We start from the raw sequence: 12,222 nt of genomic DNA, 5'->3' as shown, positions 1-12,222 counted from the left end.
ACCCGGCCGGTCGTTGTCGGAACCGCCGCCCCCATCCCGACGTCGGATCCGATCATGGCGGACCTGGCGTGGAACGGCGAGGAGCAGGTGGTCGCCGCCCTTGTTCCGGTGTCCCTGCGCGCGCCGCGGCCGCGACCCCGATCGCTCACCGCCCTCGGTCCGTTGGTCGCTGCCGGACTCGCCCTGGTGGTGCTGACCCGGGTGGCCGCGCCTGACGTCCTGCACATCGACGCCGCCACCGCCCCGCCACCGCTCGGACCGGTTGCCCCGGTGGCGCTGCCGGCTCCGGTGATGCTGTCCGAGTCCGGCCCGTACGTCGGCCCGGACGTCGCCAAGCGGCAACAGGACTTCGCGAATCCGGGCCGCAGCGCGCAGGAGAACATGAACGCCGGGCTGCTCGACCCGGCCAAGATGATCGCGGACGGGATGGACTTCGAGTTCGCCAAGGCGAGCCAGGGCACCTGGTTCACCGATGACTACTTCGCGGTGAACCGAGCGCGCGCCCAGCAGGCCGGGTTGTTGTTCGGTGCCTACCACTACCTGGAGAAGGGCAACGGCGTGGCACAGGCCGACGCCTTCTTCCAGCGGCTGCAGGAGACCGGCGGGGCGGCGGGCGTCATGCTCATGGTGGACGTGGAATGGAAGGACGAGGCGGAGACCTCCGGCCCGTCCTACGCCGACATCACCGACTTCTGCGCGCGACTGCGCGAGTTGGTGCCCGGCCGTCAGATCGTGGTGTACACGCTGAGTCGGTACTGGGGGAAAGCCGGTAAATCGGGCGCGCTGGGCAATCCGCCCGCGCCCGAGGGCACCGTGCTGAACTGGGCCAGCTACCTCGACGGCACCGCCCCTGTCGAGCACCTGGCCGGGAACGTCGCCGCGCCGGGCACCGCGGAGGACCCGTACCAGCGCAACTCGGTCGGCACCTGGGGTTCCTACACCTTCCGCCAGTTCACCAGCACGGCCACCTATGCGCAGTACAAGCACCAGAAGATGAACCACCCCGACGCCGGCCAGTCCACGCTGGACTTCAACATCTCTTTCGCCTCGCGCGATCAACTGCTTGCGCTCGCGGGTCTGAGCAGCGTGGACGCGGTGGCGCCGATCCGCGGCACAGGCCCGGTGCTGTCCGCGGAGGGCGCGGACTAGGACAACCGCCAATCCACCGGATCCGCACCCATCCCGAACAGCAACTCGTTCGCCCGGCTGAATGGTCGCGACCCGAAGAAGCCGCGGTCCGCGGACATCGGGCTCGGGTGTGCGGAGAGCAGTTGCGGCGTCGAACCGAGCATGGGCACCAGCGTCGCCGCGTCGCGGCCCCACAGCACCGCGACCAGCGGCGCGTCGCGGGCCACCAGGGCCCGGATCGCCTGCTCGGTGACCTGCTCCCACCCCTTGCCGCGGTGCGAGCCCGGGTTGCCCGGCGCCACCGTGAGCACCCGGTTGAGCATCAGCACGCCGCGGTCCGCCCAGGGGCTGAGGTCTCCGTTGGTCGGCGGCGGCAGACCGAGATCGGCGCCGTACTCCCGGAAGATGTTCATCAGCGACCGGGGCAGCGGCCGGGTCTGCGCGGACACCGAGAACGACAGGCCCACCGCGTGCCCCGGCGTCGGGTACGGGTCCTGCCCGACGATGAGCACCCGCACCGCGTCGAACGGTCGGGTGAACGCACGCAACACGTTCGCCCCGGCGGGCAGATAGGACCGCCCGGCGGCGAGTTCCGCACGCAGGAATTCACCCATCGCCGCGATCACCGGCGCCACCGGCGCCAACGCCCCCGCCCACCCCGCCTCGACGATCTCGGCCAGTGGCCGAGGACCGGCCGCGGGTTGCGTGGGCGCCGTCACGGCCGATGACCCTAGTGAGATCACCGGGCGGCCCGCCAGGGCATGGGAGGATGGGGCCGGGCGCACAGCGCCGCCGCCGACCACTTCCCGACAGCCACGAGACGGATCTTTCGCGTGCCGCCCACTCCGCCGAAGCCGAACCGGACCGACCCGGCGCTGATCCGCAACTTCTGCATCATCGCCCACATCGACCACGGCAAATCCACCCTCGCCGACCGGATGCTGCAGCTCACCGGCGTGGTCGACGCCCGCAACATGCGCGCCCAGTACCTGGACCGGATGGACATCGAGCGCGAGCGCGGGATCACCATCAAGAGCCAGGCGGTGCGCCTGCCGTGGACCGCGCCGGACGGCCGGATGCACGTGTTGAACCTGATCGACACCCCCGGCCACGTCGACTTCACCTACGAGGTGTCCCGATCGCTGGCCGCCTGCGAGGGTGCGGTGTTGCTGGTCGACGCCGCGCAGGGCATCGAGGCGCAGACCCTGGCCAACCTCTACCTGGCGATGGAGAACGACCTCACCGTCATACCGGTGCTGAACAAGATCGACCTGCCCGCCGCCCAACCGGAGAAGTACGCCGCTGAGCTTGCGCACATCATCGGTTGCGAGCCGAGCGAGGTGCTCAAGGTCAGCGCCAAGACCGGCGAGGGCGTGGTCGAACTACTGAACAAGATCGTGGAGGACATCCCGGCGCCGGTCGGCGACCCGGACGCGCCGGCCAGGGCGATGATCTTCGACTCGGTCTACGACAGCTACCGCGGAGTGATCACCTACATTCGCGTGGTGGACGGCCATCTGACGCCCCGTGAGAAAATCCTGATGCTCTCCACCCGGGCGACCCACGAACTCCTCGAGATCGGGGTGAGCTCACCGGAGCCGAGTCCGTCGGAGGGGCTCAGCGTGGGTGAGGTCGGTTACCTGATCACCGGTGTGAAGGACGTGCGCCAATCCAAGGTCGGCGACACGATCACCGATGCGATCAACCCGGCCACCGGGGCCCTGGGTGGTTACCGCGAGCCCAAGCCGATGGTGTTCTCCGGTCTCTACCCGATCGACGGCTCGGATTTCCCGGAGCTGCGCGAGGCCCTGGACAAGCTGCGCCTCAACGATGCCTCGCTGGTCTACGAACCGGAGTCCTCCGCCGCACTCGGCTTCGGCTTCCGGGTCGGCTTCCTCGGCCTGCTGCACCTGGAGATCGTGCGCGAGCGCCTCGAGCGCGAGGCCGGTTTGGACCTGATCTCCACCGCGCCGAACGTCGTCTACCGGGTGATCAAGGAGGACGCGAGCACCCACATCGTCACCAACCCGAGTGAGTTCCCGGACGGCAAGATCGCGGAGATCTACGAGCCGGTGGTGCGCGCGACGGTGCTCGCGCCGTCCGAGTTCGTCGGCACGATCATGGAACTCTGCCAGCAACGCCGCGGGACGCTGGGCGGGATGGACTACCTCTCCGCCGACCGCGTGGAGCTGCGCTACACGTTGCCGTTGGCCGAGATCATCTTCGACTTCTTCGATGCGTTGAAGTCCAAGACCCGCGGCTACGCCTCGCTGGACTACGAGGTCAAGGGCGAGCAGATGGCCGACCTGGTCAAGGTCGACATCCTGCTGCAGGGCGAGCCGGTCGATGCGTTCTCCGCGATCGTGCACAAGGACAAGGCCTACGAGTACGCGGTCCGGATGACCAAGAAGCTGCGCACGCTGATCCCGCGCCAGCAGTTCGAGGTGCCCATTCAGGCCTCGATCGGGACCCGGGTCATCGCCCGGGAGAACATCAGCGCGATCCGCAAGGACGTCCTGGCCAAGTGCTACGGCGGTGACATCACCCGTAAGCGCAAGCTGCTGGAGAAGCAGAAAGAGGGCAAGAAGCGGATGAAGATGGTGGGCCGCGTCGAGGTCCCCCAGGAGGCCTTCATCGCCGCGCTGTCCACCGACGAGTCACCGGACACCAAGAGGGCGGGCAGCAAATAAGTCGGGGGTTCGGGCGCCCGAAGCCCCGTGTGTGACGATCAGTGGATGCGTACCGCGTTGAGCGTGCTGGCTCCGTGCCGATCGGAGATGATCCGGCCCACGCCCGCGCAAGCGTTGCCCAACGAGTTGACCGCGAACGCACTGACCTCGACGACCGTGTTCGCGACCGTGGTGGTCAGCACGGTCTGAATAGGTGCGGTGCCGTCCACGACGGTGCCGGGCGTCGTGAAGTCGGTCACCACTGTGCGCTGGGTGCCGGACACCGCGGTGCCCGGCGAACCCTGGACGAACTGGGCCATCAGGAAGCAGTCGTGCCCCGCGCTCTGCACGAGCACCCCGCGGACATCGGCGGCGATCAGATAGGTGCCGGGCCGGGGGAGGACCAGCTGCAGGTCGGGGATCGCCGTGGGGTGGGTGCTGAGCACGTACCCCGTGCGGTGCGCGACGTTGTTCGCGACGAAGGGCAGCACATCGAATGTCGGTCCACTGCCAACACCCGCGGGCCCTTGCGGCCCCTGCGGCCCCTGCGGACCGACCGGCCCCTGCTGACCCTCCACATTCCAACTGATCACGGACTCGTGGGCACGGCAATCGGGGACCGCCAGCCGCAATACGCCGTGATCGCCGGCACAGGCCTGAATGACGTCGCCCGCCTGGGTCGTCTTGGCGTTGGCCGCCCACACGGCTGCGCCCCCGCCGACCACCCCTGTCGCCGCAAACGCCCCGGTCAACAGCCCGAGCGCCGTTTTCCGTCCGAACACAGCTACCCCCCGGGTACCGGGCAGCCCGGGCCGGCTGCCTCTCAAGTTCATCTTGACGACCGCGCAGCGTGACCTGGCGGAGGCGCGCCGTCACTACTGATGCCGTGTCAGGAGGGCCCGGGGTTTGTTGATCAGTCCATGCGCTTACCGGTACGGAACCGTACTGTTCCGCGCGTAAGGTGGGGGCCGTGACTGAGGTGACAACGTCGGACCGGGTGGACGAGGCCGAGCTGACCACGCGCGAGCAGGAGATTCTCGGCGTGTGCGCCGAACTGCTCACCGAGATCGGGTACGAGCGGCTCACCATCGATGCGGTGGCCGCCCGCGCCCGGGCCAGCAAGGCGACCATCTACCGCCGCTGGCCGGGCAAGCCCGCGTTGGTCGGTGCGGCGGTGCGCTACATCACCGACTCGGACAACATCGCCCCGGAGTACACCGGCGACCTGCGCGCCGACCTGCTCACCCTGCTCACTAATGCGCGCGACCGCTTCGCCGACAAGGCCGCGCTGCTGGCGGGCATGGTCCACGCCATGCAGGGCGACCCGGAGTTGGCCGGTCTGCTGCGCGCGGACATCGCGCGTTGCCGGGCGACCACCGATGACCTACTCGCCCGGTACTGCGCCGAGGGCGCGATCACCGCCCCGGATCCGGAGTTCGTCCGCGAGCTCGCCCCGGCCACGTTGATGACCCGCATCCTGATCACCGGCGAACCCGTCGATGACGCCTTGCTGCACCGCCTCGTCGACCGCGTCCTGCTGCCGCTGCTGTCGTCCGCCGAACGCTAGGAGACCGCGATGGCCGTGGAGTCCGAGGTCGCTCGATCCGGCGCCGCACCGGCGGCGCCACACCCAGATCACGCCGCGCGCCGCAAGGCATTCGCCCTGCTGGTGCTGACCCTCGGTCAGCTGGTCATTGTGGTGGACGCCACGATCATCAACGTCGCGCTGCCCAGCATGAGCGTGGGGCTGCACGTGTCGGAGGCCGACCGGCAGTGGGTGGTCACCGTCTACACGCTGGCCTTCGGCGGCCTGTTGCTGCTCGGCGGCCGGGTGACCGACTACCTGGGGCTGCGCCGCTCGCTGGTCATCGGACTGCTCGGCTTCGGTCTGGCCTCCGCGTTGGGTGGGGCGGCGCAGAACCTCGCCATGTTGTTGGCCGCACGCGCCCTGCAGGGCGTGTTCGGCGCCCTGCTCGCGCCGGCCGCGCTGGCCCTGTTGGCCAATACGTTCACCAATGCCAAGGAACGCGCCCGGGCCTTCGCCATCTTCGGTGTGGTGGCCGGCGGCGGCTCCGCGTTGGGCCTGGTGCTCGGCGGTGTGCTCACCGAGTACGCCAGTTGGCGCTGGACGATGTTCATCAACATCCCGCTCACCGTGCTCACCGTGGCCGGCGCCTATGCCTTCGTCGACGAGTTCCGACCGGAGCATCCGGGGCGGTTGGACCTGGTGGGCACCGTGCTCGGCACCGGCGGCGTGCTCAGCCTGGTCTATGGCTTCTCCGAGGCCGAGCGCCATGGCTGGACGCAGAACGCCACGCTGTTCTGGTTGTTCCTCGGCCTGTCCTTGTTGATCCTGTTCGTGGTCAGCCAACGCGTGGTGCCCAACCCGGTGCTGCCGCTGCGCATCCTGATGCACCGCACCCGGGCGGGCGCCAACATCGCGGTGGCGCTGTCCGCGCTGGGCCTGTTCGGTGCGTTCTTCTTCCTGACCTTTTTCATGCAGGGTGTGCTCGGGTATTCACCGCTGCGCACCGGCGTCGCGTTCCTGTCGGTGACGATCGGCATCGTCGTGGCCTCCGGCATCGTCAGCTCGCTGGTCACCAAGGTCGCGCCGCGTTGGATCATGGGCTTCGGCCTGACCGGTGCCGGGATCGGGATGGGCCTGCTGCTGCGGCTCACCCCGCAGTCCACGTTCAGCCACGATCTGCTGCCCGCCATGCTCGTGCTGGGTGTGTCCATGGGTGCGGTGTTCGTCCCGGCCTTCAACGGGGCCACCATCGAGGTGGAGCCGCGCGATGCCAGCGTGGCCAGCGCCACCATCAACACCGCCCAGCAGGTCGGTACCTCGTTGGGTCTGGCGCTGCTGTCCACGGTGGCCGCGCACCGCAGCCTGAACTGGATGAAGGGCAAGCCCTTCGACCCGCAGACGCTGATCGCCGCCCAGGTCCAGGGCTACGTCCGGGCCGCGTTGTGGTCGGCCCTGATCATGCTCGCCGCGGCCGCGATCATCATCTGGCTGGTCAACGTGCGGCGCCTGGACGGTGCCATGCACGCCGATCTGGTGGTGCGCGCCGCCGTGTCGTCCGGCCTGCAGCCGGACGGGTCTGCCACGCTGGAAGATGTGCCACCGATTCCCCGCCGACCCCGCGACGACGCGCCCGCCTGGGCCGCGTCCGGCGCGCCCGGCGCCCGCCCGATCATCGGGGTGACCGCCAACGGATCCCACCCCCAGCAGGTGCCGACCCGGGGCAATGTGCGTGGCCTGGTGCGCGACCACGCCGGGCACCCCATCGGTCGGGTGGCCCTCACCCTGCTCGACGACGCCGGGCGCCAGTTGGACCGCGGTTGGACCGATGACAACGGTCGCTTCTCCTTCCTGGTCACCGGGCCGACCGAGGCCGTGCTGGTGGCCCGGCACGCCCGGCACCGGCCGTACGCCTGCACGCTGCACGTGCCCGCGGCCAGCGCCGACGTCGAGGTGGAGATCGGGCTGTCCGGCGCCGTCGGCCTGGTGGGCACCGTGCACACGCTGGGCACCCAGCGCTCGGTGGTAAACGCGACCGTGACCTGGAGCGACGCCTCCGGTCAGGTGCTGGCCTCCACCCGCACCGACGACGCGGGCCGGTACCAATTCGCCGACCTGCAGGCCGGGGTGGGCACCGTGTCGGTGCACCGCGAGGGCACGACACCGGTGCAGGCCGCCGTGCTCATCGAGTCATCCGGGACCACGGTGTACGACGTGCCGGTGCCCGGTCGGGCGGCCGTCAACGGGGTGGCCCGCACCGCGTCCGGCCTGCCCATCCCGGACGCCCGGGTGTGGCTGGAGGACCCGACGGGCGCGGTGGTGGCGAACACCCGCACGGACAGCGCCGGGCGTTATGAGTTCGCCGATGTCGCCGAGGGTGGCTACACCCTGCACGCGGTGGGCTACCCTCCCGCAACGGCCGAGGTCGCAGTGAGAGAGTCGGCCGACGTGCTGATCGAGGTCACCCTCTCGCACACGGACTCGATCGCCTCTCCGCGCTGACACAATCGACGGTGTGAGCGCACCGTTCGGCATCACTGTGCCGTTCGGCATATACGTGCACGTGCCGTTCTGCGCCAGCAGATGCGGTTACTGCGACTTCAACACCTACACCGCGGCCGACCTCGGCGGCGGCGGTAGTCGCGCGGAGTATCCGAGGGTGGCGGCCGCGGAAATCCGGTACGCGGCGGCCACCATGGGCCGCCGTTCGGTGCAGACCGTTTTTGTCGGCGGCGGCACCCCCACCCTGCTCAGCCCGAGTGAACTCGGCGGCCTGTTGACGGTCATCGACGAGGAGTTCGGACTGGCCGTGGACGCCGAAGTGACTACCGAGGCCAACCCGGAATCGGTGGACGCTGCGTCATTGGCCGCGCTGCGGGAAGCCGGGTTCACCCGCATCTCGTTCGGCATGCAGAGCGCGGCGAGCCATGTGCTGGCGGTACTCGACCGACAGCACACGCCGGGCCGGGCCCTGCAGTGCGTGCAGTGGGCCCGCCAGGCGGGCTTCGCGCACGTCAACCTGGACCTGATCTACGGCACGCCCGGCGAGAGCGATGCGGACTGGCAGGACTCCCTGCACGCGGCGATCGAGGCCGGCCCGGACCACGTCAGCGCGTACTCGCTGATCCTGGAGGAGGGCACCCGACTGGCCGCCCGGGTGCGCCGCGGCGAACTGCCCGCGCCGGACCCGGACGGCCTCGCCGACCGCTACGAGGTGGCCGACGCGGTACTTACCGGCGCGGGATTCGACTGGTACGAGGTCTCGAACTGGGCCCGTGGGGAATCCGCGCGGGCCCGGCACAACCTGCTGTACTGGACCGGCGGGGACTGGTGGGGGATCGGCCCCGGCGCACACTCGCACCTGGCCGGGAAGCGCTGGTGGAACGTGCGCCATCCGCGCGACTACGCGCAGCGGGTGGCGCAGGGCAGTCCGGCGGCGGACTTCGAGGAGCTGACGCCGGCTCAGCAGCAGTTGGAGCGGGTGATGCTCGAGCTGCGCCTGCGCGGCGGCCTCGGTCTGGACGAGTTGTCCGACGTCGGCCGCACCGCCGCCGCCCGCGCCGTCACGGATGGCCTGTTGAAACCGGACGCGCATGCGGCGGGCCGGGCGGTGCTCACCCTGCGCGGCCGGTTGCTGGCCGATGCGGTGATCCGCGACCTGACCGACTGACGGGTGGTCAGTCGCTGGGGTCGGTGACGAAGTCGATCAGTTGTTCCATGCAGGTGAGCAACGGGGTCTGCAGGTCGTTCCAGGTGCGCACCCCGCCGAGGATGCGCCGCCAGGCCACGTGCGGTTCCACGTCCCAGCCCAACTCCGCCAGCACGCCGTGCTTCCACGGCCGACCGGGCGGGATCGTCGGCCAGGCACCGATGCCCACCGCGTCCGGCTTGACCGCTGCCCAGATGTCGATGAACGGATGCCCCACGACCAGCACGTGCGGCGAGCGCACCTGCTGGGCCAACCGGGACTCCTTCGACCCGTGCACGAAGTGGTCGACGAGCACGCCCAGCCTGCGGCCGGGCCCCGGCTGGAACTCCGCGACGATGGCCGGCAGGTCGTCGACGCCCTCCAGGTACTCCACGACCACCCCCTCGCCGCGCAGGTCGTCGCCCCAGACCTTCTCCACCAGCTCCGCGTCGTGCCGCCCCTCGACGTAGATGCGGCCCTCGCGGGCCACCCGGGCGCGCGTGCCGACGGAGGCGCCGACCGAGCCGGACGCCGTGCGCGTCGACGGCTTGGGTGCGGCGACCACCGGGGCGATCAGCGTCACCGGCTTGCCCTCGAGCAGAAACCCCGGGCCCAGCGGGAACACCCGGCGCCGCCCCAGCCGGTCTTCCAGGGTGACCAGGTGTCCGCCGGGCCCCTTCTCGGTGCCCACCACCGCCCCGCAGAACCCGCTCTCGGAAACCTCGATCACCAGGTCCACATCGGCGGCCACCTCGGGCACCACCGTGGGCCGCCGCCAGTTCCCGGCGAGTGGATCGCCCGCATATCGGTCCATCGCGTAAACCGTAACGGGCACGTCGGGCCGGTGCTCGCTGCGCTCAACCGGCTTCAATCGGCTCGGGACTCGCGATCGCTCGTTCCTCGCTGCTCGCGGTCCGCTCGCCTCAATCGCCGGTAGACTAAGCACTCGCCACCCGACAGTGCTAACTGTCGGGCAGTTGACGCAGGGCCGGGAGGTGCGCGGTGCTCGATGACCGCAAGCTGGCCGTGCTGCGCGCGATCGTGCGCGACTACGTCGCCACCGAGGAGCCCGTCGGGTCCAAGACCCTGGTCGACCGGCACAACCTCGGGGTGTCCCCGGCCACGATCCGCAACGACATGGCGGTGCTGGAGGAAGAGGGGTACATCGCCCAGCCGCACACCAGCGCCGGGCGTATCCCCACCGACAAGGGCTACCGGTTGTTCGTCGACCGGCTCTCCGAGGTGCGCGCGCTGTCCCCGGCCGAACGCCGCGCCATCCAGCACTTCCTGGACAGCGCGGTCAACCTCGATGACGTGGTGGATCGCACCGTGCGGTTGTTGTCGCAGCTCACCCGCCAGGTGGCGGTGGTGCAGTACCCGTCGCTGTCCGGGGCGACGGTGCGTCATTTGGAGCTGCTGCACATGGCGCCGGGCCGGGTGATGATGGTGTTGATCACCGACACCGGTCGGGTGGATCAGCGGGTGGTGGAGGTCCCGGTGGTGACCTCCGAAGAGCTGTTGCCAGACCTGCGGGCCCGGCTCAACGCGGTGATGGACGGCAAGCGGCTGACTGCCGCGGACGAAGCGGTGGCCGCGCTGGCTACGCAGTTCCGGGTGCTCGACCCGGTGGTCGACGGCACCGTGGTGGCGCGGGTGGTCGAGGCGCTGCGCGAGATGATTGACCACTCCCGCGACCAGCGGGTGGTGATGGCCGGGGCGGCGAACCTCACCCGCAGCGGGCACGACTTCTCCGACTCGCTGCACGTGGTGCTCGAGGCGCTGGAGGAGCAGGTCGTGCTGATGCGGTTGCTCGGCGAGGCGGCGACCACCGACCTGAGCGTGCGGATCGGGCACGAGACGGCACTGGCCGGGTTGGCCGGCACCTCGGTGGTGGCCTCGGCGTACGGACGGGGCGAGGTGGTCTCCCGGCTCGGGGTAATCGGCCCGACGCGGATGGACTATCCGGGAACGATGGGGGCGGTGCGTGCGGTGGCTCGGTACGTCGGACAGATGATCTCGGGGGACAACCCGGGTGCCTGACTACTACGGGATTCTCGGTGTGCCCCGCAACGCGGACGCCGAGACCATCAAGCGGGCCTATCGCAAGTTGGCCATGCAACTGCATCCGGACCGCAACCCGGACCCGGCCGCGCAGGAGCAGTTCAAGAACGTGACCGCGGCCTACGAGGTGCTCTCCGACCCACAGAAGCGTCAGATGTACGACCTGGGCGGGGATCCGCTGTCCGCGGGCGGCCCGGGCGCGGGTGGGTTCGGCACCGGCGGGGCGGGGTTCGGCGCGTTCAGCGACATCATGGACGCCTTCTTCGGGCAGTCCGGCGCGCGCGGCCCGCGCAGCCGGGTGCAGCGCGGCAACGACGCGATGATCCGGCTGGAGATCGAGCTGGCCGAGTCCGCTTTCGGCGCTACCCGGGAGATCCACATCGACACCGCGGTGGTCTGCGAACGCTGCCGCGGCAAGGGCGCCGAGCCCGGTACGCATCCGGTCACCTGCGACGTGTGCCACGGACGCGGTGAGATCGCTTCGGTGCAGCGCTCGTTCCTCGGCCAGGTGATGACCTCCCGGCCGTGCGCGCAGTGCCGCGGGTTCGGCGAGATCGTCTCCTCCCCGTGCACCGAGTGTGACGGTGAGGGCCGCGTGCGGGCCCGGCGCACGCTGAAGGTGAAGATCCCGGCCGGTGTGGACACGGGCACCCGGATCCAGCTCGCCGGCGAGGGCGAGGTCGGGTCCGGTGGTGGCCCGCCCGGCGACCTGTACGTGGAGATCCTGGAGACGCCGCACCCGTACTTCACCCGGCAGGGCGATGACCTGCACTGCACGGTGTCGCTGCCGATGACCGCGGCCGCCCTGGGCACCGCGATGGACATCGAGACCCTGGACGGCCCGCACCACCTGGTGGTTCGTGCGGGCACCCAGTCCGGGAAGTTGGAGCGACTGACCGCCAAGGGCATTCCGCACCTGCGGGCGACCGGGCGTGGTGACCTCATCGTGCACATCGAGGTGATGACCCCGACCCGGCTGGACGACGCCCAGGAGGCGTTGCTGCTCCAGCTGGCCCAGTTGCGCGGCGAGGAGGAGCCGGACGGGAATCTGAAGAGCGGTCAGCCCGGCCTGTTCTCCAAGATCCGCGACGTGTTCGGCAACCGCTGAGGCACCCCCATCGCGAACGCGCCCCCCATCGCCAATGTCCGAC

General features: G+C 70.1%; 10 protein-coding genes. 7 read left to right on the top strand and 3 right to left on the bottom strand.

Annotated features, from left to right (window positions below; all coding sequences use genetic code 11):
• Positions 1-54 precede the first annotated feature (54 nt).
• Positions 55-1,149 (top strand): GH25 family lysozyme, encoded by a 1,095-nt coding sequence (locus tag VGJ14_06180; protein ID HEY2831993.1) that lies wholly within the window; start codon positions 55-57, stop codon positions 1,147-1,149.
• Here VGJ14_06180 and VGJ14_06175 read toward each other — a convergent pair.
• Positions 1,146-1,847 carry a uracil-DNA glycosylase gene (locus VGJ14_06175; protein HEY2831992.1) on the bottom strand — a complete coding sequence of 234 codons (702 nt, stop codon included), beginning with the start codon at positions 1,845-1,847 and terminating at the stop codon, positions 1,146-1,148. The two genes, VGJ14_06180 and VGJ14_06175, sit on opposite strands and share 4 nt — an antisense overlap.
• 114 nt (positions 1,848-1,961) lie before the next feature.
• On the opposite strand from VGJ14_06175, the gene lepA reads away from it, so the two are divergent.
• Positions 1,962-3,818: a translation elongation factor 4 gene (gene lepA / locus VGJ14_06170; protein ID HEY2831991.1), complete on the top strand. Its 1,857-nt coding sequence runs from the start codon at positions 1,962-1,964 to the stop codon at positions 3,816-3,818.
• A 38-nt stretch (positions 3,819-3,856) separates the two neighbouring features.
• On the opposite strand, the gene VGJ14_06165 is transcribed toward lepA, so the two are convergent.
• Positions 3,857-4,579, bottom strand: a complete 723-nt coding sequence (locus tag VGJ14_06165; GenBank protein HEY2831990.1) for a hypothetical protein — start codon at positions 4,577-4,579, stop codon at positions 3,857-3,859.
• 188 nt (positions 4,580-4,767) lie between these two features.
• On the opposite strand from VGJ14_06165, the gene VGJ14_06160 reads away from it, so the two are divergent.
• From VGJ14_06160 to hemW, 3 genes are read left to right on the top strand one after another with little or no spacing between them, the layout of a single operon-like run.
• Positions 4,768-5,364 carry a TetR/AcrR family transcriptional regulator gene (locus VGJ14_06160; GenBank protein HEY2831989.1) on the top strand — a complete coding sequence of 199 codons (597 nt, stop codon included), beginning with the start codon at positions 4,768-4,770 and terminating at the stop codon, positions 5,362-5,364.
• Between the two features lie 9 nt (positions 5,365-5,373).
• Positions 5,374-7,824 (top strand): MFS transporter, encoded by a 2,451-nt coding sequence (locus VGJ14_06155; protein ID HEY2831988.1) that lies wholly within the window; start codon positions 5,374-5,376, stop codon positions 7,822-7,824.
• A 13-nt stretch (positions 7,825-7,837) separates the two neighbouring features.
• A complete protein-coding gene (gene hemW / locus VGJ14_06150; GenBank protein HEY2831987.1) occupies positions 7,838-8,992 on the top strand; it encodes a radical SAM family heme chaperone HemW in 1,155 nt (384 codons plus the stop codon).
• Positions 8,993-8,999: 7 nt separating this feature from the next.
• On the opposite strand, the gene VGJ14_06145 is transcribed toward hemW, so the two are convergent.
• Positions 9,000-9,824: a DUF3097 domain-containing protein gene (locus VGJ14_06145; GenBank protein ID HEY2831986.1), complete on the bottom strand. Its 825-nt coding sequence runs from the start codon at positions 9,822-9,824 to the stop codon at positions 9,000-9,002.
• A gap of 188 nt (positions 9,825-10,012) precedes the next feature.
• Here VGJ14_06145 and hrcA point away from each other — a divergent pair, with 188 nt between their 5' ends.
• Both hrcA and dnaJ read left to right on the top strand, forming a co-directional pair.
• Positions 10,013-11,050 carry a heat-inducible transcriptional repressor HrcA gene (gene hrcA / locus VGJ14_06140; protein HEY2831985.1) on the top strand — a complete coding sequence of 346 codons (1,038 nt, stop codon included), beginning with the start codon at positions 10,013-10,015 and terminating at the stop codon, positions 11,048-11,050.
• The gene (gene dnaJ, locus VGJ14_06135) at positions 11,043-12,179 is read left to right on the top strand and encodes a molecular chaperone DnaJ (protein HEY2831984.1); all 1,137 of its coding nucleotides are present in this window, start codon (positions 11,043-11,045) and stop codon (positions 12,177-12,179) included. The genes hrcA and dnaJ overlap by 8 nt, the downstream gene beginning before the upstream one ends.
• The last annotated feature ends 43 nt before the right edge of the window (positions 12,180-12,222 follow it).

This window comes from Sporichthyaceae bacterium, assembly GCA_036493475.1.
Classification (GTDB): Bacteria; Actinomycetota; Actinomycetes; order Sporichthyales; family Sporichthyaceae; genus DASQPJ01.
The sequence above is the reverse complement of the archived record's forward strand: the minus strand, read 5'-3'. Positions and strand labels throughout refer to the sequence as shown.

Coding starts and splice junctions, on each gene's coding strand:
- VGJ14_06180 (HEY2831993.1), top strand. CDS start 55: ATGGCGGACCTGGCGTGGAACGGCGAGGAGCAGGTGGTCGCCGCCCTT.
- VGJ14_06155 (HEY2831988.1), top strand. CDS start 5,374: ATGGCCGTGGAGTCCGAGGTCGCTCGATCCGGCGCCGCACCGGCGGCG.
- VGJ14_06145 (HEY2831986.1), bottom strand. CDS start 9,824: ATGGACCGATATGCGGGCGATCCACTCGCCGGGAACTGGCGGCGGCCC.